Source organism: Pseudomonas cavernae, assembly GCF_003595175.1.
Taxonomy (GTDB): domain Bacteria; phylum Pseudomonadota; class Gammaproteobacteria; order Pseudomonadales; family Pseudomonadaceae; genus Aquipseudomonas; species Aquipseudomonas cavernae.
The window spans coordinates 2,536,493-2,558,720 of record NZ_CP032419.1 but is presented as its reverse complement, the minus strand read 5'-3'; the positions used below and the strand labels follow the sequence as shown (position 1 = coordinate 2,558,720).

Below are 22,228 nucleotides of genomic sequence, written 5' to 3'. Positions count from 1 at the left end.
TAGACCACCGCCGGTACCGCGGCGAAGGCCGTGATCGAGTAAGTCGCTACAGAATCAGCTCGGTAGGTTGAAGCTACCCATTTGCCATCAGCCTGTCCACTGGCCGCTCCTGGCCGCTCCTGGCCGATTTTGTTGAAAAAGTCGGGGCCGTCTCGGTTCTCGAGCAAAAAGCCGAAAAACGACCGATTGAGGCGTTGCTGCGCGAAATTTAAAGCAGTTCGGCGTTGGTTACCGGCTCAGATTTCAACGTCAGCCACCTACTTTCGCAGGCAGAAATTGCAGTGGGACTTTTTCAACAGAATCGACCGACTGCTGCCGGTCATGACAAGCCGGAATCCACAGCCGAAAGCTGACTCTCCCTACTGACTGCTGCCAACCCATTTCAGGCCTTACCTCCGGCCGCTTCTGCGTTCATCGCGGCATGAAATATCCCCGCCCCAAAAACGAGAACAACCCTGCAAGCGGAAAGCTGCAGAGCCTCTCGATTAGGCTGACCAACTCATTAAGCCCGGCCCGGTCAGCAGCCGGGCGGGTGGGCGTTGATGAGGCTTGAATTGTCAGGCGATGTTCATGGTCGTGTGAGTATCAATCAGGTGCTGCACCACGCCGGGATCCGCCAGGGTGGAGATGTCGCCGAGGGCGTCGTATTCGGCAACGGCGATCTTGCGCAGGATGCGGCGCATGATCTTGCCCGAACGGGTCTTCGGCAAACCCGGAGCCCACTGGATCACATCCGGGGTGGCGATCGGCCCGATCTCCTTGCGTACCCAGGCCCTCAGCTCCTGACGCAGCTGCTCGGAAGCCTCCTCGCCCGCATTCAGGGTCACGTAGACATAGATGCCCTGGCCCTTGATGTCGTGCGGCACGCCGACCACCGCCGCTTCGGCGACTTTCGGGTGGGCGACCATAGCGCTTTCGATCTCGGCGGTGCCCATGCGGTGGCCGGAGACGTTGAGCACGTCGTCGACCCGACCGGTGATCCACCAGTAGCCGTCCTCGTCGCGGCGCGCACCGTCGCCGGTGAAGTACATGCCCTTGAAGGTCTTGAAGTAGGTGTCGACGAAGCGGTCGTGATCGCCGTACAGGGTGCGCGCCTGGCCCGGCCAGGAGTCGACGATCACCAGATTGCCCTCGGTGGCGCCCTCGAGGATATTGCCGAGGTTGTCCACCAGCGCCGGCTGCACGCCGAAGAAGGGACGCGCGGCGGAGCCCGGCTTCAGCGCATGGGCGCCCGGCAGCGGGGTCATCAGGCAGGCGCCGGTTTCGGTTTGCCACCAGGTGTCGACGATCGGGCAGCGGTTCTGGCCGACGTTCTCGTAGTACCAGTGCCAGGCTTCCGGGTTGATCGGCTCACCGACCGACCCCAGCAGGCGCAAGCTGGAACCGTCGGCGCCGTCAAACGCCGCCTTACCCTCGGCCATCATGGCGCGGATGGCAGTCGGCGCGGTGTAGAGGATATTGACCTTGTGCTTGTCGACGATCTTCGCCACGCGGGTCACATCCGGGTAGTTCGGGACGCCTTCGAACATCAGGGTGGCGGCGCCGTTGGCCAGCGGACCATAGACCAGGTAGGTGTGGCCGGTGACCCAGCCGATGTCGGCGGTGCACCAGAAAACCTCGCCCGGACGGTAGTCGAAGACTCGCTCATGAGTCAGCGAGGCATAGGTCAGGTAGCCGCCGGTGGTGTGCAGCACGCCCTTCGGCTTACCGGTGGAGCCGGAGGTGTAGAGGATGAACAGCGGGTCCTCGACGCCCATTTCCTTCGGCGCGCAGTGGCTGGAGGCGACCTTCAGCAGGTCCTCGTACCAGACGTCGCGGTGCTGGTTCCACTTGATGTCGGAGCCGGTGCGCTTGACCACCACGATTTTCTGCACGCTGCTGGTTTCGGGGTTGGTCAGGGCGTCGTCGACGTTGGCCTTCAGCGGCACCTTCTTACCACCGCGCAGGCCTTCGTCGGCGGTGATCACCACCTTGGATTTGCAGTCGATGATGCGGCCGGCCAGGGCCTCGGGGGAGAAGCCGCCGAAAACCACCGAGTGGATGGCGCCGATGCGGGTACAGGCCAGCATGGCGACCACGGCTTCCGGAATCATCGGCATGTAGATGGTCACCACGTCGCCGCGGTGTACGTCCTGGCCGCGCAGGGCGTTGGCGAACTTGCAGACGCGCTCGTGAAGATCGCGGTAGGTGATGACCTGGTGTTCGGCGGGGTTGTCGCCTTCCCAGATGATCGCTGGCTGGTCTCCGCGCTCGGCAAGGTGGCGGTCGAGGCAGTTGGCGGAAACGTTGAGGGTGCCGTCGGCGAACCACTTGATGTCGACGTGGTGGTCGTCGAACGAGGTCTGCTTCACCTTGGTGAAAGGCTTGATCCAGTCGAGGCGCCTGTCCGTCGCTACGTAGAGCGCCCAAAGAGCACGAACCAGGGACTCATACTGCACTCGAAGTAGAGCGGCGGCAGATGTATACAGACCAGCCGCCACCAGATGCTTCATGCTTTGAGCATGCTAAAATCCAAGGCTAGCAAGTGCCCTGGTTGCCTGTAGGCGGCTGGAACCATTTACCAACGGTAGCGAGAAGAAGCCGGCGAGCCGATCCTCCAGTATCGCCGAGCGTGCGAGCAACTGATCAAAGAGCATGCGGAGCCCGTCTAAAGAGATGCCTTTCAGCAGGACATTCTACTGATCGGAGGCGAGTTCCGCTCTCGGCCCAGGCTGTGTAAAAACGCATGCACCGTTTTGAAGTCTGCGTTGCTACGTAAAATCCGCCAGCGCTTGGTTAATCAGCAGACCAGAAATTTGCGTAGGAGCGCGATTTTCGTCCCGATCCTGACAGTCAAACCTGCTCTAAAACGTTTTTACACAGCCTCGGCCAGAAGCGGACTGTTTGCAAGCGGGAATCGGGGCGGATGCTGGTCACTGGGCACTTAGCCAATATTGAGTGTTACGCTGTAGCCGCAGGTCGATGCCACGATCTCCTGTCGAAGGGTAAGGGGGCGAGGATTCGATCAGTTTTTTTCACGTCGAGAGGCGGGCTCAGGCATTAGCGAGGGACAGCAGTGAGTGCCATTAATACGATCAGCTGGATCGACAAAATCGCAACCGAATCAAGTCGGCGAGTTCGTTCTCGGTGGGGGCTCGCATGACGCCTGAGACAATCACTCGACTGCTAGCCTCCATGAACGCCGGCCGGCTTCTAGTGGTCTGTGGCGCCGGGCTGTCGATGGCGCCGCCTAGCAGCCTGCCAGCGGCCCGGACGGTCGCCGAGCGGTGCTTCGACAAATACCGTCTTGAATCTGATCCGAACTGTGACCTCGCACTTCGGGACAATCTGGAGGCGCTCGCCGAACACTTCGCGGGACTCAACACCCTTCAATCGGTCTTCATCGAGCATCTCGTGCCCTGGCCCGCTTTTGTGCGGCCTTCGAACACGGGGCATGCCGCGATAGCGGATTTTCTCATCACCCGCGCTGCCGTTGCTGGCATATCGAGCAACTACGACACCCTCATCGAACGACGCGCCTGGGACTACGGCGCGGACTTCCGCGGCTCGCTCGACGGAGATGAAGCCACCGCCGATTCCGTTCGTCAGGCGCCCCTGCTGAAATTCCATGGCTGTTCTCACCGCGATCGGCCAGCCACGGTCTGGGCGCCTTCGCAGCTCAATGATCCGACCATCTCGGCCCGCATTGCGCGAAGCAAAGTTTGGATGGCTGCCAACCTTCGGCAGAAGGACCTGCTCGTCGTCGGCTTCTGGTCAGACTGGGAATATCTCAATGCCGTGATCGGCGAAGCGCTGATCGACGTCCAACCGCTGTCCGTGACAGTTATCGACCTGTCGCCAACAAACACGCTCGAGCAGAAGGCCCCGCAGCTCTGGGAGATGGCGCACGCGCAAAACGTAACGTTCGAGCATGTCCAAGAGTCTGGGGCTGTGGCGCTCGACGAGCTTCGTCGCGCGTTCTCATCTAACTACCTTCGACAAGTGCTGGATGCCGGACGGGCCACCTTCGAGCACGCCACCGGAATCCAGTGCGACCCAGCTTGGCTAAACATCGGGAATTTCGATAGCGAGGCTCTGTACGGCCTGAGGCGGGATGCCGAAGGCGTCTCGGCGGCGGAGCCGGCCAAGCTCCTGCGCCCAGCAAGTCCGGAAGCCCTCGGCTTCTTCCACTTGCTGCTACGTCAGGCTGGGGCCATTCAACGCGCCGAAGGTTATGAACTGAACGGCCGGAGCATCCGTGTCCTCAACGGAGCGCAATCCGTCCTCGGAACGCTGCGCGGAAAATTCGTTGAGCCGCCTGCTGTGATGCGGTCAGACATCGTTGTGGCAGTGGGCGCGACCGACCTGGGCGTGCCGGATAACGTCGTCCGTAGCGGACGCGCTGGCGACGTCATTCGTCCTGACCCAGCGGGCGAATGGTACGACTTCTCTGGGGCAAGAGCGGCGTTGGGCATCTAATGGACATCTTCACGCAAGCCGAAATACTCCTTCGCGACGCCCAGTATGAAACTTGGACGTGGTCTGGCTCGACCGGCCCCGTGACCTGTTTCGAAAGCGCGGCACTAATGGGATTCGTCCACGTCTTCGGCACCGCAGATACTCTTCTCAGCACCTGGCGTGCAAATCAGCAAGTCGCGCTCACCCGCCACGCCGCTTCGTTGCGCGGCGCAGGAGCGAAAGCGTGGAACGTCTATTCGGTCTTTCTGACCCCGGATCAGGATGCGCGCAGAGGGCGCGAGATCGAGCGCATCGAAGAGGATTTCTCTCTGACCCGAAAGATCGCCAGGGCCTCGATCGCCACAGCGGATGACGTTGAGAAGGCGCTGCTACCACTGCTGTCCTTACGCTCCAAGCCACTGCTCGCCGCGTCTAACTTCGAAACGAGACTGCGCACCAGGCTGAAGGACATTCCTCCTGAGGCCGTTACCGCGTTCCTGAAAGAGACCACGCCGGCGGAGGTCGCTCGCATCCTGGGAGCGACATCATGAGACTCGATTTCATCGAAGCATGCGGTTTTCGTGGATTCAGGGATCTCGTCCGGATCAACTTCGGACGGGGCTTCACCGTCATCACTGGCCGGAACGGCGTGGGCAAGAGCACGCTATGCGATGCGGTCGAGTTCGCGATCACCGGCTCCATCGACAAATATGCCGTCGAGAAGGCGGCGAAGGAAAGCCTCAGCGATTATTTATGGTGGCGTGGCAAAGGCGTTCCAAAGGCCCACTATGTAACGGTCTCGTTCGTCGACGACGACGGCAAGCCGTTCACCATCACTCGCACGCGCGAGTCGGGCGCTGATCGATCAGCGGACGAAATCCAGGCCGCGCTTTGCGGCGGGCCTGCGCCAGACAACGCACTCCGGCAGCTCACCCGAACATCAATCATTCGCGACGAATGGATCGCCGCGCTCAGCCTAGACCTCACCGAAACGGAGCGATTCGATCTCGTCCGCTCGGCGCTCGGTGCTTTAGAAGGCTCGGAAGCAGGTAGTAGAGCCAAGGAAGTTGTGGCGGCCGCCGAAGCCGCGCACGCTAAAGATGAGGCCGCCTATGAGGCTGCCCGTTCGCGGTTGGCGGACAGATTGACGCAACAGTCTGAGACGCACGCCGCCCTTAGCCGGTCAGGCGATGTGTCCACCGCCCTCCAGGTGATCGGAGCCGCCGCGCCGGATGCGCCGCCCGAACTGACGGCACGACTGACGGCGGGTAGAAACGCACTCGCGAACGGACGAGCCCGATTGGGTCGAATGAGCGAAGCGCTTCAACTCGGTCGCGAGGTCGCGTCAGTACAGGCGGCCTACAACACTTCGGAGGCTGTTGCGGATCGAGAGACCGCATCAAAGGCGCACGAAAAGGCGCAGCGCGAGCATCAGGCTGCGCAGCAAGCGGTCTCGGAAGCCGAACAACGCCTCGCGCGCGAAGAAGAGGTGGACGCGATCGCAGCGTCGCTGAGCCTTCTGGTCGAGCACGGTGAGCGCCTAGGGCTGCACGAAGATCATTGCCCGTTATGCGCAGCCTATCGGACCCCGGACGAGTTTGCTGCCGGTCTGGCCGCAGCGCGGCGACGGATCACATCACTGGCGTCGGGCGTTCAGGCCGCTCGCGATGCTCTCGCCACCGCGAAAGAGAACGCGCGGCTACCCAGCCTCACGCTCCAGGCAGCCGCCGCCACGGTTCAAACTCATGCAGACGAGCTGCGCCGGCTTCGCGAGCAGGAAGCGGCACATGTCGATTTCTACGATCAGTGGGGGCTCGAGCACCGCTTCATCCAGGATCCTGACGGGCTGGAGCAGGCCATTTCTCCCGAACGCGACCGGTTGATCGACCTCGAGCGTGCGCTGCTTGTGCTGGAGGCCTCGCAAGCGGTATCGCGAATGTCGTCGATCGAAAGCAACATATCGGCGCTGCGAGCTGAAATAGAGAAGCTGGCGCAGGCGGTCAGCCAGTCGCAAAATGCCGCCACAGCGGCCCGCGAAATCGAACGCTCGGTTAGGCGTGTGAGCGCCGAAATAATCGATGAGCGTCTCGCTCAGATCAGTCCGCTTCTCAACGAACTGTACCAGCGCCTGCGACCGCACGCCGACTGGCGGACAATCGATTACAGCATTCGCGGCGACGTCCGTCGTTTCTTGAGCCTGAAGGTCGGAGACGGCCTGAACCCGCAATTTGTCTTCAGCAGCGGTCAACGTCGTGCCGCCGGTCTCGCTTTCCTTCTCTCAGTCCATCTCGCGCGGGCGTGGACACCACTCAGGTCCCTGCTGCTCGACGACCCCGTTCAGCACATCGACGATTTTAGGGCCCTTCACCTAGTGGAAGTGCTCGCCGCTCTGCGCTTGGATGGGCGTCAGATCATCTGCGCCGTTGAGGACCCCGCGCTCGCCGATCTCCTGTGCCGACGCTTGATGAGCACCGCGACTGAGGAAGGCCGGCGTCTTGACATCGACCTTGGGCCGCTCGGCGCAACGAGCGTGGTCACAGACCAGGTAATCCATCCGATGCCGGTCGGTGTTCTACGCGGTGTGGCCACCGCATGAAGGCCGAGAGCATCGAGCCTCCGGCGCCGCGCGAGCGTCGAGCGCACGGCCCTTGGAGCGATTTGGCACTCCATACCATCGGCTGGCGCGCGTTTCAGGATCTATGTTCGCAGGTATGTGAGGTCGTACTCGGCCGACCCGTGGAGATCTTCCGCGAAGCCCAAGACGGCGGTCAGGACGCAGTCTTCCTCATTCCTGCGGGAAACGACGCTCCGCCGATTGGTACGGTCCAGTGCAAGCATACGTCCGATGCAGTAAAAACGTTGAAGCTTAGCGATCTCAACGCCGAGATCGATCATGTCGAAGAACTGGTCAAAGCCGGCCAGGCGGACACTTACGCCTTCATGACGAACATGAGCGTGGATGCGCCCGTCGCAGCCGCAATGCGTGCCAGACTCCGGGCCCTCGGTGTGCGTAAACCGCACATACTTGGTCGCCAGTATATGGTCCGTGTTATCAGGAGCAGCGCGCGCCTGCGGGCCCTTGTCCCGCAGGTCTACGGTCTGGGGGACCTCACTTCGATCTTGGATGAGCGGCTCAGCGAGCAGAGCCGAGCGCTGCTTGACAGCTGGATCCCAAAACTTCGCACTTATGTGCCTACCCAGGCTCATCGCGCTGCGGTCAATGCGATCTCCAAGCACGGCGTAGTGCTGCTGCTCGGCAACCCCTCAAGCGGCAAATCGGCGATTGGAGCCATCGTCTCGACCATAGCATCGGAAAATCCGGACAACACCGTACTTGCTCTGACCAGCCCACGCGACTTCGAGGCCGGTTGGAATCCCAATGACCCAGGACGCTTTTTCTGGATTGACGATGCTTTCGGCTCGAATGTGCTACGCGACGACTATGTGCAGGATTGGACGTCGGCCTTCTCCAAGCTGCGGGCTGCGATTAAGCATGGCAATCGCTTTCTCCTAACTTCCCGCAAGCATATCTATGAAGCGGCGCGGCGTCGGCTCGGACAGCGCAACCTTGCCCTGTTCGCAGATGGCAGCGCCGTGGTGGATGTCGGCGAGCTGACGTCCGAAGAGAAGGCGCAGATTCTCTATAACCATTTGAATTTCGGCGAGCAGAGCCAGAGCTGGCGATCGAGCGTCAAGCCGCATCTGGATGCAGTCGCCGCAGTTCGCGATTTCCTCCCTGGAATCGCCGAACGTCTCGGCGACCCAAACTTCACCAAGGGACTAGCGCCTCGCGAAAGCTCTCTCGTCCGCTTCATGGAGGAGCCGACAGAGCATCTGATCGATACCGTCAACGCCTTGGATGATCAGCTGCAGGCCGCGCTCATCCTCGTTTATGTCCATCAGGCCGGCTTCGATCCCAGCGATCATGACGCTTCGGCTGCACAGACGGTCGCGGAGCTGACGGGGTACACTCTCACTAAAATTCAGGATTGTTTCGCTGAGCTGAAGGGCTCGTTCCTGAAGCTTTCCGGATCAAAATGGACCTTCGCCCATCCGACGATCTCCGACGCCCTAACGGAGATTATGCGCCAGAAGCCCCATATGATGGCGGCGCTTATACGAGGCGCGCCTATCGACACCATTCTCAGCTTCACGTGTGAAGGCTCGCCGCTCATTCGAGATGGGCTTGTTATCCCGACGACGCTCGACGACGCGTTGGTCGCACGACTTGGCCGCACGCCCGACGAATGGCACCGCAATTGGATGCTGTTCCACTTCCTGTCCTATCGTTCGAGTGAGGCCGTATTCAAGAAAGCCGTCGAACAATTTCCAGATCTACTTCGAAGGCCTTGCTGGCAATCCGATCTCGCCAGCAACGATCCCCAGATCGCCACCTGCGCACGTGCTCATCACCTGAGCGTCTTGCCTGACGATCTGCGATCGGATGTAGCCGACAAGCTAGAGTCTGCCGTGCTCAACGGCCTCGACGTCTCCTTCTTTGAGGAAGCACAAATGTTAGCGGTCATACCGCCGCTAAAGCTTATCGGTGTGGGCTTAGCGCTGCGGACAACTGTGCTGCCGTCGCTCGAGGAGCGGATCGACGAGATGACCGCCGACGCCGACTTGAACGAAGAGCCTGACAGCCACTTTAAGAAGCTTCTCAGCGTGATTGATCGCATTGAGGCGATTGGTGTCGATACTGACGCTACGGCCTTGATCGGCGACGCGCGCGATCACGTGAAGCGCTCAATCTTGGCGCTTGAAGAGCGCAAGCGCGAGCATGATGAAGGCTCCGAAGATGAAGCGGATTGGACGCACATCGTGACGCAAAATAAGGAAGAAGCTCCGCCTCCCACTCCAGTCGTCACAAAGCGCTCGTTGTTCGAAGATGTCGACAAATAATCGCGCTCCGACGCGTTGAACCCATCCTTGACCGATAGCGCAGAAGCAAAGCGTCTCCCGCGGGCGCGGCCGCCGTTCAAGCTGGCTTCGACTATCAGCTCGACGTCTCGCTCCTCGCAGCCCTACAACATCCTGTAGGAATGAATGCGGTCTTGAGCGAAAAGCAGACTGAATCGCCCCAGTTTTTGTAGACACCTTAGCGCATAATTCTCGGCTTCCGCTTTCGAAAGCACCTCATGGACGCGTGAATTGTGTGGGAGTCCAATTGCCGAAGGGCTGGTCACCTGAACAGCGGCCCAAGCTCCCGCTTGCGAGGTCCTGACATGCCGGTCCAGAAGGAAGATTCCACTCTTCGATCCAAAGCTCTCCGGCGGAAAGGTACTGCCGCTATCACATGCTCCAGCAGGTATGGATAGTCTTCGACCTCACGCTCACGACATGATCCGCTCTTGCCGCAGCCCCTCATTTCAAAAGCCGGTCCCGAATAATGGGTTGATCCTCAGATGACTCGGAAGCGACTCTTCGAAGCGGGCAAGCCTCCAAACGATATCGAGCCCGCCTCAATAAGTTAGCTACGGTAACGCCCGGCCTACGACGAGCAATTCCCAGAAGTGTGTATCCCGCCTGCGCTGTGCGATCAGCATTTGAAATCACAGACTTTGTTTGAACACAGGAAGACCCGCTACTTTTCCCTGCCCCTAGTCACTTCCCGAGGAACACACTCGGAGCATTCCAGTGCTGTAAAGCATTTCCTGATCAGGATGGTCATCCCTTACGAGACTCTGCTCGCCCATGACATAGGTGCGACCATCCGTGATGGAATAGACAAGCGATGACCCGCCGCCCTTTTCCCGATAAGCCACTAATTTCTCTAGCGGCTCAAGCTGCCAGCGTGCGGTCCCGTTGACGTGTCCTGGAGTGGCAACCATCACGCCTTCTACGTAGCAATCCGCCTGCTGTGACTGAAGGATCTCCTGCAACGAATCCTCATTTCCGGCCATGACCATGCTGCGCATGTCGAGATCCCCATAGAGATTTACGACCGTCACATAAAACCAAGGTCGGTGGATGTCGTGCTCCACCATTGACCAAAGAAGATGCTTCTCTCCGAACAAGGGTAAGAACTGAATCTGGGCAGATGGAAAAGTCTGAAACATCAGAACCCCCTCAATTATCAATATACAGCATAGCCCTATTTGTCGGCGCACGGCTTCATCGTAGCTTTTGCAGGGCGACAAATGGGACAGGTGCTCAAACCCGCAATTGGTGAGGCGATCAGAATCTTTCGCTCCGCTCGAAAGCACAGCCAAGAGGGCTTAGGCCCGAGCCAGAGTTACATCAGCACGCTGGAAAAAGGCAGGACCCGGAATGCCACGCTCATTAAGATCGACCAGATCGGGGAGACCCTGGACGTTCATCCACTGAGCATCCTTGCTGCGGCATATCGCTTAGCCAATCCAGAGGTCAGCCTCCGCGAATTGTTTGAAAGAATTGAGCGGGAGTTGAGTGAGGTCGATATCTGATGCACTTATCGTGCAGCTAGCCGCCTTCATTCGAATCTGTCTCAAGGTGCTGCTTCAGTGGCTCGCGGCAGATGTGGTAAGCATAGGTGGCCGCCTTGCGCAGAACCCGGTAGTTCTGCACGCAGACATGGCGGATGGATGCCCTCACGCAACGCAGCAAACGCCGGCAGTTGTCGAGGTAGAAATGGAGATGGATCGGGCGCTGCTCCCACGAGCGGCAATTGCTTGCCGTCGAGGCCTCACGGGACTATCCAGCGAGGCGAGCTCCATCTTTCATGGTTTTCCCAAGAGAGCTTGTGTGCCGGCTACTGAAGCTCGGCTACGATGGCATCCATGTTTGTGGGAAAGATCATCCTCTGCTGAGGCAAGAGCAGTCACATGCCTCGCACGTATAAATCCCGAAAAAAATTAAATTAGGTAAGTGATTGATTTATGGAAGATAAATCACAGTTAACAGTTAGTAAGGCTCCAGAACCTATGAGGAAACTCATTGCGTCCACATTTACATCACTGGACGGTGTCATGCAGGCACCAGGAGGGCCGACCGAAGATCCAACCGGAAATTTCACGTTAGGTGGTTGGTCGTTCACTTTCTGGGATGAAGTGATGGATCTCTCTGCGTCAGGTTTCGATGGTAAAGATCGAGAGCTTGTACTCGGCCGCAAAACCTACGAAATATTCGAGGCACATTGGCCTTACCAACCAGAGGATGATCCGATTGCGAAGACGCTCAATGCGGCAAAAAAGCATGTGGCGTCCCGCACTTTGAAGTCATTGCAATGGAACAATTCGACGGTACTTGGCGGTGACATCCTGACATATCCGCGCTCAAGGGTCAGCCCGGACACGACCTTCAAATCATTGGCAGCGGCAATCTGATTCAGACGCTACAAGCTGCATCGCTCATTGACGAATACAACATATGGACGTTCCCGGTAGTTCTTGGCCGTGGAAAGCGATTGTTTGAAAAAGGCGCAAGGCCAAGTGCACTGCGCCTCGTGGCTTCGAAGGTTTCAACAACTGGCGTTGTGATGAGCACCTATGTTCCAGTTGGAGATATTCCGCTTGGCGCATTTGGCGCGGCTGAGCCAAGCGCGAAAGAATTGAGCCGGCGCGCCAAGATGGCTACAGATGCGACGTGAATATGCTGTCTACAAACTGTGCCCGCTAACAACACTCCAAGGGACGCCGCTGTCGCGGCACCCCTGAGCGCGGGCGTTAGGCGGCTGGAATCCAATCACCGGAGGCATTGAAACCTATGAACGAGATCCAAGGAATCGCAAGACTGAAGATTCATGACGGCAAACTTGAGGAGTTCAAGCAAGTTGCCTCTCAATGTATGGAAGTCGTTAGAACGAAAGATACGGGTACATTGCAGTACGAGTTGTACTTCAATGCAGACCAAACCGAATGCCTAGTTCTTGAGAGGTATCGTGATTCGCAAGCTCTAATGGAACATCTCAAAAACATCGGGGGACTCATGGACGCGATGCTGAAGACTTGCACGGCAGCTGGTGAGGTGTGCGGGAACGCAGCACCTGAGTTGGTCAGGGTGCTAGAGGGGTCACCCGTGCGACTGTTCACTCCTTATCAATCGCTTTAGCTTGCGTCGGCTGGGGGCGATCCGCCGCCTAACAACTCAAGGGTCGACGTTTTTGGCATGCGCCAAAAACGCGCCCTTAACTCCAACGTTATACGGTATGAATTATGGCCAATACCGATATGTTCCCCCCGTTAACACCAGAGCTAAATGTTCGAAACATCGGAAAGGCCCTAGAGTTCTATACGGGGCTGCTTGGTTTCGCGATTTGTTTCGAACGCTCAGAGGATGGTTTTGCAACAATAGAGCTCGACGGCGCTTTTTTAATGCTTGAGCAAATAGAAGAGCTTGATCCAAAAAATGATCCATGGGTTACAGCAAAGCTCGAATATCCCTTTGGCAGAGGTATAAATTTCCAGATAAACGTTATAGATCTTGATGGAATTCACAATCGTTTACTGAAGCATGGCTATCCAGTTAAGCTACCCTTAGAACAGAAACAATATCGAGTCGGTAATAAATTTTTAAGCGTCAGGCAATTTATGATCATGGATCCAGACGGATATCTAATCAGGTTAAGTACTCTTATCGGCGAACACGCCGTTGACGCCTAGGTATAATAAGCGGTTCAAATCGTTCGCTTCGCTCTCTGAGACCGCGTGCCGCGGCCCCTAAACTAAACGTTAGGTGGCACAAACTCACTCTCCATAGGAAGCGCAAATGAAACCTCGCATAAGCATGATTACACTTGCTGTTAGTGATCTCGCCGCATCTGTGAAGCTCTATCAGCAAGGCCTTGAATTTCCCCGCATGGACTCCCCACCTGAAATTGCTTTTTTCACCCTAAACGGAAGCTGGTTGAGTTTGTATCCCCGTCAATCGCTGGCTGAAGATGCAACGGTTTCCTCAGCTGGTAGCGGCTTTGAGGGCTTCACACTTTCGCATAATGTTTCATCGGAGGCAGAAGTCGATCAGATTCTTGCGCAAGCAGTTACAGCAGGTGCAATACTTGTAAAATCAGCCCAAAAAGTTTTCTGGGGCGGCTACTCAGGGTATTTCAAAGATCCAGATGGTCATCTTTGGGAGGTTGCGCACAACCCCCATTTCTGGGTCGGCCCAGCCGATAGTGCCACCTAACAACTCGTATATGGACTCTCCCCACAAGTAGTGAGTAAAGCTGTTCCAGCCCTGTCGTCAGCGCGGTTGCATGCGTATATCCGGCCTGTTGTGGGCGTTGCCGCCCTGGCCACTCTGTAGAACCCCATAGCGGGGGCCAAGCGCTCAATCGATCAGGCAGATCAGCATTGCAGTTCGGCCCACTGAAAAGCCTGACCTGGGGCAACGGTATAAGCCTGAGCCACAGCTATGACCAGGACTACCGCCTGACCGAACAAACCGTCGATGGCTGGAACAGCCAATACGGCTACGACGCCAACAGCAACATCACCAGCCTGCAAAGCAGCCTGCTGGGCAATCTCAATTACAGCTACGACGCCCTTGACCGTCTGACTGAGGAGCAGAACGCTGACCTTCAGCAGACTTACACTTACGACGCGGTCGGTAACCGCACCGGAAAAAGCGTCACGCCCATTGCCAATGGCGAGCCCCAGGCCCGGTGAGTTTTGCGGGCCTTGGTCGGGTCATCTGGGTTACGCCGCTACGGCTTTCCCGCGCCAGGTTGCAGCCGGCCACCCACGATCCTCTTGTGCAACTCCTCGACGATATCCCCGATCTCCCGCCGCCCCTCGGCATAGTCGCGCAGCTGCTCGATGACCTCGGCGTCCGGCTCCAGGCCTTCGAGGCGTTGGCTGGCAATGGCGTTGTCCACGGTGAGGCGGTGGGTGGCGCGCTCGGCGTCGGTCATGGGTAAAACCATCCCATGGCCGTCCTGTTTTTGTCCCATCTGTTTTCTGCGGGCGCCCCAAGGACGGGGTTCGCCGCCAGACCACCAAAGGCGCTTTCCCCACCCGCGCCATCAACTGCCATCACGAAAACGCGCCCACACATGGTCGCGGACCACTCGCTGCTTATCCGGCAGGGTTTCCAGGGCGAACAGGCGGCGCTTGGTGGCGCGGTCCGGATAGAGACCGGGCTGCTCACGCAGGGCCGGGTCGAGAAACGCCTTGGCGTCGGCATTGCCGCTGGGGTAGAGGGTTTCCTTGGTGATCAGCGCCGCCACTTTGGGTTGCATCAGGTAATCGATAAAGCGGTGCGCCAGATCGGCCCGGCGCGCGCTGCTGGGAATCACCAGGTTGTCGATAAACACCGCCGAACCTTCCTGCGGTATCACGAAGCGCACAGGCTGGCCGGCCGCGGCGGCGGCCAGGGCGTCGCCGACCCAGGTGAGGGACAGACACAGCTCGCCCTTGCTGAGGTCGGTTAACTGGCGCTGGCCGTCGACGTACCTGAGCTGCGGGCGCAGCTCATCGAGCACGCCGCCAGCCCGTTTGATCTGCCGCGGCGAGCTGTGGGCCAGGCTGCGGCCCTGGTAGTTCATGAGCACGGAGAGGACTTCGTCCCGGGCATCCAGCACGCTGATCCCGCAACTGGCCAGGCGCTTGCTCTGCTCGGGGTCGAACAACAGGCTCCAGCTATCGGGGAGCGGGCCACCGAAGGCTTGTTCCGCCAGTTGGGTATTCACCGCCAGGCCGACGGCGCCCCACAGGTAGGGAATCGCATAGCGGTGCTGCGGATCGACCGCCGCGAGCTTGTTCAGCAGTTGCTTGTCCAGATGCGCGCGGTTGGGCAGTTTGGCCATCTCCAGCGGCTGCAGGCGCCCGGCTTTGATCAGGGCCGGCAGATCGCTGTGCGTGGGCACCGCGACGTCGATCGCCTCGCCGCTGGCCAGGATTTTCTCCAATTCTTCGGCGGAGCTGAAGGTGTGGTACTCGACGCGGATGCCGGTCTGCTTCTCGAAGTCGGCTAGCACCTGCGGGGCGATGTAGTCGGTCCAGTTGTAGACGCGGATCAGCTCTTCGGCGCAGGCCGGCAGCGGAGTCGCCAGTAGCGGAATTAGCGTGAGCAACAGCGGAGCAAGTAAACGGGGCATGACGATCTTCCTTAAGTGTCGGTTCAAGCAGGGGCGGCACCATCAGGTACCAGGGTTCAGTTCCATCTCAAGCCTCACTAGACACCTCCATCCGGTAGAGGGATTTCATGGCCCGCACCACAGGCTGTTCACCTATGCGATTCCCGTCGGGCGGTTCCGGATTGTCAGGCCGGCTGGTTCTCAGCCAGCCGCTCGTCCAAGTCCAGCGCACTGTGCTGGCTACTCAGCAGCAAAGCGGACAATTCAGCTGACGCCACCGGTTTGGAAAAGTAATAGCCCTGCCCAAAGGCGCAGCCCAAGGCGCGCAGGTAGTGAACTTGCGTGGCCGTTTCGGCACCTTCGGCGATCACCTCGATGCCCAGGTTGCGCGCCAGACTCAGGATGGTCTGCACGATCTGCTGGCCCTCCGGGCCCTGGTCGAGCCGGGCGACAAAGGAGCGGTCAATCTTCAGCACGTCCAGCGGGAACCGGTGCAGGTAGCTGAGCGAGGAATACCCCGTGCCGAAATCATCGATGCTGATGCGCACCCCCAAGGCGTGCAACTGGTCGAGGAGGGTGGCAGTGTGCTCGGAATCGGCCATGGACACGCTTTCGGTAAGTTCCAGGCGCACACAGTCCGGGCGGATGCCCGTTTCGGCGATGATTCGCCCGACCTGCTGCACCAGGTCGGGCTGGGCGAACTGGCGGGCCGAGAGATTGACGCTGACGGTCAGCGGCAGCGGCCGGGGAAATTCCCGGTGCCAACGGGCCATGGTCATGCAGGCTTCGCGCAGGACCCACAGGCCAAGGAACAGGATCAGGCCAGTCTCCTCGGCCACCTGGATGAAGTCGCCCGGGTAGACCAGCTCGGTGGGGGATTTCTGCCAGCGCACCAGGGCTTCGACCCCAACCATCTCTCCGCTGGCCAGGCTGACCACCGGCTGGTAGTGCAAGACGAACTCCTGGTTGAGCAGGGCACGGCGCAGCTGGGTTTCCAAGGCAAGGCGACTCACTGCCGCGGCGTGCAGGCTGGGATCGAAGACCTCGTAGCGCCGCTTGCCCAGCGTCTTGGCCCGGTACATCGCCAAGTCCGCATGGCGGAGGATCTCATGGGCCGACTCATAACCCAGGTCACTCGGGACGATGCCGATGCTGGCGCTGATGTGGAGCTGTTCACCGTCGATCAGAAAGGGCGGTTCCAAGGCCGCCATCAACCGCTCGGCGACCCGCACTGGGTTGTTCCGCTCGTCGAGGTCGTCGAGCAGGATCGTGAATTCGTCGCCACCCATCCGCGCCAGGGTATCGGCGTCCCGCAGACAGGCGCGCAAGCGCGCGGCGACCTGAACAATCAGGGTGTCGCCGGCCTGATGGCCCAGGCTGTCGTTGACCAGTTTGAAACGGTCCAGGTCGATGAACAGCACGGCAAACACCGCCTCGTAATGGCGGCTGCTCCGGGCGATGGCGCGCGCGAGGCGGTCGGCAAACAAGGCGCGGTTGGGCAGGCCGGTGAGCGGATCGTGGAAGGCATCGTGCACCAACTGATCTTCCGCACGCTTGCGCTCGACCACACGGCCCATTTGCTTGCCGATTTGTGCCATCAGGTGCAGCAACTGCTCATCGGGTGCCAGCACACGGTCGCCGAAGAACTCCAGCACGGCGACGACTTCGTGGCCCAGCAGCACCGGAAACGCCGCCGCGGCTTTCAACCCGGCCCGCGCCGCCGGACCGGCTCGGCAGAAATTCGGGTCTTCAGCAAGGTCGGTGATCCAGGCCGGGGCCGCACTGGCCAGGACGCGGCCGGGCAGGCCGATCCCCGGGCGAAACTGCATGGCCTCGGTCAACCGGTAGAACTCGTGGAAACGCGCGTCGTCGACGCCGTGCCAGATGGAGGTCGAATGCAGACAGGGGGCACCGTCCACACTGTCCGCCCGGTAGACATGGCCGAGCTGCCAGCCGGTGAACTGGCAAACCGTACGCACGGTGAATTGGAGGCCCTCGGCGACTGAGAACGCGCCGTTGGCGGCGTCCGCAATGGCTTCCAGCAGTTGGAGTCGCCGCTGCTGGTCATACAGCGCGCGCATGCCTTGTTCGGCGATGCGTTCCGCGTCGAGGCGCGCCTGGCGTTCGCGCTGCAGGCGCCGACGTAGTTGCTCGACTTCGGCTTCGAGGCGTTGAATGGGATCCATGCTGACTCAGTGGGGTTGCGGGCCATGGAAAGTGATGCGGCATAGGCAGTGGGGATCGCCCTGGTGCATGCACTGCAGATGGTCAAAACTGACGCGCTCGCCGAAGTGCTCGGCGGCGCCTTCAACGAAGCCCTGGGCCAGCGCGCACAAGCGGCGGGGGGAGCGGTAGGTCATCAGCAGCGAACCGTCCGGCTCGTCACGAAAGCCGAAGGTCGGCACGTCGGCGCCGGGATAGATTTTGCGCACTTCGGGATGAATGATGCTGTTGACGCTGAGGACGAAGGGGCGGGTGGTGGCATGGGCGTCGAAGTAGCCGGGATAGCGGCTGGCCAATGACGGCATGGCTTCGCGTCCGAACCAGCGTAGGATCTCGGCCGCCGGCAGGTTCAGCACCCGCGCCGCGACGTCGACCAGCTTATGGATGTCCGCGTCGGGGTAGCTGCCCAGGGAGGTGTAGGCACCCTCCAGTTCGGCGCCCTCCAGCAGAGCATCCCAAGCATCTTCACCGTGGTGGCGGCAAACCACTTCTTCCAGCAGATTGAAGACAATGCCCTTCATACAGGCCACCTCTCCCCGTTTGTTTTTTTATTCATGATCTGACCACTGCGTGCGCGGGGTTGATGTCAATGTAGTGGCTACCTCCATGTGGCGCAAGGTAGGTCTGCTAGCGTTTGGGTCGATCTGCGTCGGGCGCCATGCCGTAGGCGCTGGCCTTGCCCACTTGCTGTCGCGGCAGGCAGTTGCTGTGCTGGGTCGGCTCCAGGCTCCTCCTGATCGTAATCCCGTGACAGGTGGAGTCATGCCGCAGGCGTCCGCTGGTGGGCTCGCGGGATAACTCCGTTTAGATCAGGCCGGCCAAACGCTTCAGACGTTCGAGTCGTGCTGAGTCTTCGCCATAGAGTTCGGCGGCCGCCAGGCGCATCACGACTTGCTCCTGATGCACCGGCGTCGGTGGCAGGCCATACACGGCACCGATCAACTCGCGCAGGGGCAGGGGTAGGCGCCAGTGGGCCTTCAAGCGGACGGCGAACGGGCGGCTGAACTGGCCGATGGCCTGCGGCACTAGGTGGTCGTCCAGCGTTCCGCGACTGTTCTCCCACACCTGGGCGAGGTACAGCACGTACAGCTCGCCCATTCGGTGCAGCAACGCTGCGGTCTGCAAGGGGGCGGGATCAAGCCGACAGTGGCGGGCGAGGGAAGTGGCGTGATCACTCAGCCGCTCGATCGCCTCGAGCTGCTCCTGAATAATCGACTGCAGCAACGGGCTCGCCTGTTCGGTGAAGCGGCGCAAGGCCATACCGAAGGCGAGGTTGAGGCTGGTCTGGGCCCCCAGGCGCTGCATAGCCTCCAGCAGGCTAAGGCAGGGGCGGCCCCCAGTGCGATAAGCGCTGCTGTTGGCGACGGTGATCAGCCGCGCGCAGAGCGCCGGATCCTGCTGCCAGCCCTCGGCCAATGCGCGCAAGTCCGGTTGCTCGCCCTGCAGGTAGCGCAGCAGTTGATCACGGACGTGATTGACAAGCGGCAAGTCGAGTTCGGCGGCGCTCAAGCCCGCGAGGTAAGTCAGGAAGCTGGCGTCGTCCGGCCGGATCTGGGCCTCGTCTTCGGTTGGCGGTATCAAGTCCGCCAGGTACGCCATGACCCGCTGTACCTGAAAGGGCTTGCTGATGAAACCCCTGATCCCCAAGGCGCGCGCCGACAGCACGCTGGCCCGATCGCAGCGGCTGCTCAGGACGACCACGGCGGTGGTGTGGTTCTCCCGGCGGATGCTTTCCAGCCAGCGGACGCCGTCGGCGTGCGCCAGGTGCCAGTCCGCCAGCACCAACTGGTAGGGCGCTCGCTGCCAGGCTTCAACGGCTTCGCGCAACGCCGTGAAACCATCCACCCGGACCCGCGAACGCAGGCTCAGCAGGAGCTGCTTGAGCAGATCGGCGACGCCGGGGTCGTTGTCCAGAATCAGCACGCGCATTTGAACTCCTGATCCACCCTGCTCGCTTCGCCAGCACTCAGGGCGACCGCCTGGCGGCTTTGCGTAGCCGGCCGAGCATCACGCCTGTTGTTCTCACACTGAGCCAGCCGTGGAGGAAGGGGCCGGTAGCCAGTCGAGCAATTGTTGTTCGGGCATTGGTTTGGCGAACAGATAACCCTGCATCAGCCGGCAGCCGAGGATTTGCAAACGCTCCCGCTGCTGCTCGGTTTCGACGCCCTCGGCGATCACCCTCAGCTGCAGCAGTTCACCTAGCGACAGGATCACCTTGACGATGCGCTCATCGCCCTCGTCCAGCAGGCGGGTGAAGGATTTGTCCAGCTTAAGCGCCGACATCGGCAAATGTTGCAAGCGTTGCAGGGAGGAATAGCCGGTGCCGAAGTCATCGAGATGGAGCTGGAACCCGGCCGCGACCAGCGCATTGACCTGTTCCTCGAGCACCTCCAGGCTTTCCGAGAAGGCACTCTCGGTCAGCTCGAAGTGCACGCTGTGCCGGGATAGCCGTTCGGCGTCCACCAGTTCACAGAGTTGACCGACGAGGTTCACCTGCAGCAGTTGCTTGACCGACAGGTTGATGTTCAGGACCAGTCCTGGGCGGGCCTGCTGCAGGCGGGGCAGGGCCTGGATGGCGCGCTGGGCGATATACAGGCCCAGCTCGCCGATCAGACCGGCCTCCTCGGCCACCGGGATGAACTTGTCGGGTGGGCAGTAGCCGCCGTCGACAGGCCAGCGCGCCAGTGCTTCAACCATCCGGGTGGCTCCAGATTCACCGTCGACGATCGGCTGGAACCAGACTTCCAACTGGCCCAGGGCCAGGGCTTGGCGCAGGCGTTGTTCGATGCGCATGCGTTCCTGCACATTGGTGTGCATGGTCGCGGAAAAGATCGCAAAGCCACTCTTGCCGGCCCGTTTGGCCTGGTACAAGGCGATGTCGGCGTTGCGCAGCAACTCGTCCTCGCTAGTACCCGGTCCGGCCAGGGCGATGCCGATGGAGGCGCTGATCGCCAGCTGCGTGTCCTGGAACATCAGCGGTTGACAGACCGCCTCCAGCAGGCGCTGGGCGAGGGCGTGACTGCCCGGCCCGGTGTCGTCCGTCAGACTGAGCACGACGAATTCATCTCCGCCCATACGCACCGCCGTATCGCTAGCGCGCAGCAATCCCCCCAGTCGTTGCGCGAGGCTGTTCAGCAGGGCATCGCCGGCTTCGTGACCGAGGCAGTCGTTGATCAGCTTGAAGTCGTCCAGGTCGATCAGGTAGAGGGTCAGCGTCAGGCCGGGCTGGCGCCGCTGCATCGCCTGGTAGAGGTGCAGGCGCTCGCTGAGGAATTTTCGGTTGCCCAGTCCGGTGAGGGGATCCCGGCGCGCTTCCTGGTAAAGGCTCTCGTGGGCCGTGTGCACTTCCGCCATCAGCTCGTTGAGCGACAGCGCGAGCTGGTCCAGTTCATCGTCGCCTTGCACCGGCCAGACTGCCGGCTGTTCCGCATTGCGCCGGCGCTGCTCGGCCAGGTGCGAGAAGCGGCTCAGGCGCTTGAGGATCAGGCGGTCGAGCAGGAGGGTGGCGGCCAGGGCAGCCAGCAGCAGAATGAGCAGGGAGTTGCCGAGGAGCAGGAGGTCGCCGTCGCGTTTCTGCGGGTCCAGGATGGGCGGGCGCTGGATGATGAGGTGCACGGCGCTGGGGCCCAGGGAGTCCGCGAGCAGGCGACTGACGCGCAGGCTGCCCGGTGCCGTTGGGAGCGCCGGCGCACTGGTCGTGGTAGGTGCCAGCTGGAAGGGGGTGCCGACCAGCTGCTCCAGTCTGGCCAAGGCATTCGTGTCGAGCCTTCGGCCCATCACCAGCCAACCCCGCTGTGGTTGGCTACGGTCAGTGTCCCGGATGGGGCTGTAGGCCAGGACTACTGGCATGCCATCGATCCAGCGCAGCAGGTAGGCGCCCTGCTGCTGTAACGTGGCGGGGAGCGTGGCCAGGCCGTCGTACACCGCGCGCAGCGTGCTGCTGTCGGTCGCGAGGTGTTCGCGTTGCTCGCCACTGAATTCGAAGGCGGAGTGCAGCGCACCGGCGGTCGTGAGAAACACCGTGAAGTCCACGCGCAGGTTGCGCATGGAGTCGGCGGTGAAATTGGAGTCCAGGTAGGCCAGGCTCGGCTGCTGCAGGTACTCGTAGCTATCGTCCCAGAAGCCATAGTCCAAGGTACTGCCCAGCAGCGCCTGGGCGTCAGTGACCAGCGCCACATTGACCCGTTCCAGCTCTTCCTGGGCATGGCGCTCTTCATACTGCCCCAGGCTCTGGTGCAGCAGGTTGGAGGTACTCCAGTAACTGGCCAGCGCCACTGCGGACAGCAGCAATAGCAGATAGAAGAGGGTACGTGTGCGCAGGCTGTGGATTGTGCGAGACACTCAACGCTCCTTGGTGACGCTCCTGGGGGGCTTGCCCGGCACCTTTAACGTCGGCGGGAGGACGTGGCCGAAGCACCCGTTCGCGGCAGTCCTGCCAAGCGGTACGCCCGCAAGACTCGATCATCGAGCGCTTACGCGGCGTGGCGCAACGGAAACATGCACCTCACGGTCAGGCTGCCCAAAGCATTCGCAGTCGTCGCCTTCAGGACGCCGACCCTGAGGAAGGTAGCAACC

Annotated in this window: 18 protein-coding genes and 2 pseudogenes; 11 read left to right on the top strand and 9 right to left on the bottom strand. The window is 60.6% G+C overall.

Translation table 11 applies throughout. The features are described 5' to 3' along the window. Positions 1-557: 557 nt before the first annotated feature. Positions 558-2,384 (bottom strand): annotated as a pseudogene (gene acs, locus D3880_RS11700) (acetate--CoA ligase); the annotation flags it as partial. Between the two features lie 21 nt (positions 2,385-2,405). After that, positions 2,406-2,492: pseudogene (locus D3880_RS23405) on the bottom strand (DUF6988 family protein); the annotation flags it as partial. Between the two features lie 646 nt (positions 2,493-3,138). On the opposite strand from D3880_RS23405, the gene D3880_RS11695 reads away from it, so the two are divergent. From D3880_RS11695 to D3880_RS11680, 4 genes are read left to right on the top strand one after another with little or no spacing between them, the layout of a single operon-like run. Further along, positions 3,139-4,458 carry an SIR2 family protein gene (locus D3880_RS11695; protein WP_119893610.1) on the top strand — a complete coding sequence of 440 codons (1,320 nt, stop codon included), beginning with the start codon at positions 3,139-3,141 and terminating at the stop codon, positions 4,456-4,458. After that, entirely contained in the window at positions 4,458-4,988 is a 531-nt protein-coding gene (locus tag D3880_RS11690; protein WP_119893609.1) for a hypothetical protein, read from the top strand. Before D3880_RS11695 ends, D3880_RS11690 begins: the two co-directional genes overlap by 1 nt. After that, entirely contained in the window at positions 4,985-7,033 is a 2,049-nt protein-coding gene (locus D3880_RS11685; RefSeq protein ID WP_119893608.1) for an ATP-binding protein, read from the top strand. The genes D3880_RS11690 and D3880_RS11685 overlap by 4 nt, the downstream gene beginning before the upstream one ends. Next, positions 7,030-9,339: an nSTAND3 domain-containing NTPase gene (locus D3880_RS11680; protein ID WP_119893607.1), complete on the top strand. Its 2,310-nt coding sequence runs from the start codon at positions 7,030-7,032 to the stop codon at positions 9,337-9,339. The genes D3880_RS11685 and D3880_RS11680 overlap by 4 nt, the downstream gene beginning before the upstream one ends. A 698-nt stretch (positions 9,340-10,037) precedes the next feature. On the opposite strand, the gene D3880_RS11675 is transcribed toward D3880_RS11680, so the two are convergent. Beyond that, positions 10,038-10,496 (bottom strand): hypothetical protein, encoded by a 459-nt coding sequence (locus D3880_RS11675; protein ID WP_119893606.1) that lies wholly within the window; start codon positions 10,494-10,496, stop codon positions 10,038-10,040. 81 nt (positions 10,497-10,577) lie between these two features. On the opposite strand from D3880_RS11675, the gene D3880_RS11670 reads away from it, so the two are divergent. The 7 genes from D3880_RS11670 to D3880_RS11645 all read left to right on the top strand — a co-directional run bounded on the left by D3880_RS11670 (position 10,578) and on the right by D3880_RS11645 (position 14,021). After that, positions 10,578-10,862: a helix-turn-helix domain-containing protein gene (locus D3880_RS11670; RefSeq protein WP_119893605.1), complete on the top strand. Its 285-nt coding sequence runs from the start codon at positions 10,578-10,580 to the stop codon at positions 10,860-10,862. A gap of 432 nt (positions 10,863-11,294) precedes the next feature. Further along, on the top strand, positions 11,295-11,741 hold the full coding sequence (locus D3880_RS22945; RefSeq protein ID WP_218567569.1) for a dihydrofolate reductase family protein: 447 nt from the start codon (positions 11,295-11,297) through the stop codon (positions 11,739-11,741). Beyond that, positions 11,681-12,004: a dihydrofolate reductase family protein gene (locus D3880_RS23400; RefSeq protein WP_218567610.1), complete on the top strand. Its 324-nt coding sequence runs from the start codon at positions 11,681-11,683 to the stop codon at positions 12,002-12,004. The genes D3880_RS22945 and D3880_RS23400 overlap by 61 nt, the downstream gene beginning before the upstream one ends. 116 nt (positions 12,005-12,120) lie before the next feature. Next, a complete protein-coding gene (locus D3880_RS23395; RefSeq protein WP_119893604.1) occupies positions 12,121-12,465 on the top strand; it encodes a putative quinol monooxygenase in 345 nt (114 codons plus the stop codon). Between the two features lie 104 nt (positions 12,466-12,569). After that, positions 12,570-13,016: a bleomycin resistance protein gene (locus D3880_RS11655; RefSeq protein ID WP_238474346.1), complete on the top strand. Its 447-nt coding sequence runs from the start codon at positions 12,570-12,572 to the stop codon at positions 13,014-13,016. 106 nt (positions 13,017-13,122) lie between these two features. Further along, complete coding sequence (locus D3880_RS11650; protein ID WP_119893603.1) at positions 13,123-13,539, top strand: VOC family protein; 417 nt, start codon at positions 13,123-13,125, stop codon at positions 13,537-13,539. 167 nt (positions 13,540-13,706) lie between these two features. Further along, complete coding sequence (locus tag D3880_RS11645) at positions 13,707-14,021, top strand: hypothetical protein (RefSeq protein WP_119893602.1); 315 nt, start codon at positions 13,707-13,709, stop codon at positions 14,019-14,021. 38 nt (positions 14,022-14,059) lie between these two features. On the opposite strand, the gene D3880_RS11640 is transcribed toward D3880_RS11645, so the two are convergent. The 6 genes from D3880_RS11640 to D3880_RS11615 all read right to left on the bottom strand — a co-directional run bounded on the left by D3880_RS11640 (position 14,060) and on the right by D3880_RS11615 (position 21,994). Next, positions 14,060-14,266, bottom strand: coding sequence for an antitoxin VbhA family protein (locus tag D3880_RS11640; RefSeq protein ID WP_162934987.1), 207 nt, complete (start codon positions 14,264-14,266; stop codon positions 14,060-14,062). Between the two features lie 111 nt (positions 14,267-14,377). Next, entirely contained in the window at positions 14,378-15,451 is a 1,074-nt protein-coding gene (locus tag D3880_RS11635; protein WP_119893600.1) for a polyamine ABC transporter substrate-binding protein, read from the bottom strand. A 164-nt stretch (positions 15,452-15,615) separates the two neighbouring features. Next, on the bottom strand, positions 15,616-17,616 hold the full coding sequence (locus D3880_RS11630) for a putative bifunctional diguanylate cyclase/phosphodiesterase (RefSeq protein ID WP_119893599.1): 2,001 nt from the start codon (positions 17,614-17,616) through the stop codon (positions 15,616-15,618). A gap of 6 nt (positions 17,617-17,622) precedes the next feature. Then, positions 17,623-18,174 (bottom strand): heme NO-binding domain-containing protein, encoded by a 552-nt coding sequence (locus D3880_RS11625; protein ID WP_119893598.1) that lies wholly within the window; start codon positions 18,172-18,174, stop codon positions 17,623-17,625. Positions 18,175-18,457: 283 nt separating this feature from the next. Further along, positions 18,458-19,582, bottom strand: coding sequence for an HDOD domain-containing protein (locus tag D3880_RS11620; RefSeq protein WP_119893597.1), 1,125 nt, complete (start codon positions 19,580-19,582; stop codon positions 18,458-18,460). A 93-nt stretch (positions 19,583-19,675) separates the two neighbouring features. After that, a complete protein-coding gene (locus D3880_RS11615) occupies positions 19,676-21,994 on the bottom strand; it encodes a putative bifunctional diguanylate cyclase/phosphodiesterase (RefSeq protein WP_119893596.1) in 2,319 nt (772 codons plus the stop codon). Positions 21,995-22,228: the final 234 nt, after the last annotated feature.

Excerpts from the sequence above, each read along its gene's own strand:
- D3880_RS11685 (WP_119893608.1), top strand. The coding sequence starts at position 4,985 with ATGAGACTCGATTTCATCGAAGCATGCGGTTTTCGTGGATTCAGGGAT.
- D3880_RS11650 (WP_119893603.1), top strand. The coding sequence starts at position 13,123 with ATGAAACCTCGCATAAGCATGATTACACTTGCTGTTAGTGATCTCGCC.
- D3880_RS11695 (WP_119893610.1), top strand. The coding sequence starts at position 3,139 with ATGACGCCTGAGACAATCACTCGACTGCTAGCCTCCATGAACGCCGGC.
- D3880_RS22945 (WP_218567569.1), top strand. The coding sequence starts at position 11,295 with ATGGAAGATAAATCACAGTTAACAGTTAGTAAGGCTCCAGAACCTATG.
- D3880_RS11640 (WP_162934987.1), bottom strand. The coding sequence starts at position 14,266 with ATGACCGACGCCGAGCGCGCCACCCACCGCCTCACCGTGGACAACGCC.
- D3880_RS11620 (WP_119893597.1), bottom strand. The coding sequence starts at position 19,582 with ATGCGCGTGCTGATTCTGGACAACGACCCCGGCGTCGCCGATCTGCTC.
- D3880_RS11630 (WP_119893599.1), bottom strand. The coding sequence starts at position 17,616 with ATGGATCCCATTCAACGCCTCGAAGCCGAAGTCGAGCAACTACGTCGG.
- D3880_RS11670 (WP_119893605.1), top strand. The coding sequence starts at position 10,578 with ATGGGACAGGTGCTCAAACCCGCAATTGGTGAGGCGATCAGAATCTTT.
- D3880_RS11675 (WP_119893606.1), bottom strand. The coding sequence starts at position 10,496 with ATGTTTCAGACTTTTCCATCTGCCCAGATTCAGTTCTTACCCTTGTTC.
- D3880_RS11680 (WP_119893607.1), top strand. The coding sequence starts at position 7,030 with ATGAAGGCCGAGAGCATCGAGCCTCCGGCGCCGCGCGAGCGTCGAGCG.
- D3880_RS23395 (WP_119893604.1), top strand. The coding sequence starts at position 12,121 with ATGAACGAGATCCAAGGAATCGCAAGACTGAAGATTCATGACGGCAAA.
- D3880_RS11635 (WP_119893600.1), bottom strand. The coding sequence starts at position 15,451 with ATGCCCCGTTTACTTGCTCCGCTGTTGCTCACGCTAATTCCGCTACTG.
- D3880_RS11625 (WP_119893598.1), bottom strand. The coding sequence starts at position 18,174 with ATGAAGGGCATTGTCTTCAATCTGCTGGAAGAAGTGGTTTGCCGCCAC.
- D3880_RS11655 (WP_238474346.1), top strand. The coding sequence starts at position 12,570 with ATGGCCAATACCGATATGTTCCCCCCGTTAACACCAGAGCTAAATGTT.
- D3880_RS11690 (WP_119893609.1), top strand. The coding sequence starts at position 4,458 with ATGGACATCTTCACGCAAGCCGAAATACTCCTTCGCGACGCCCAGTAT.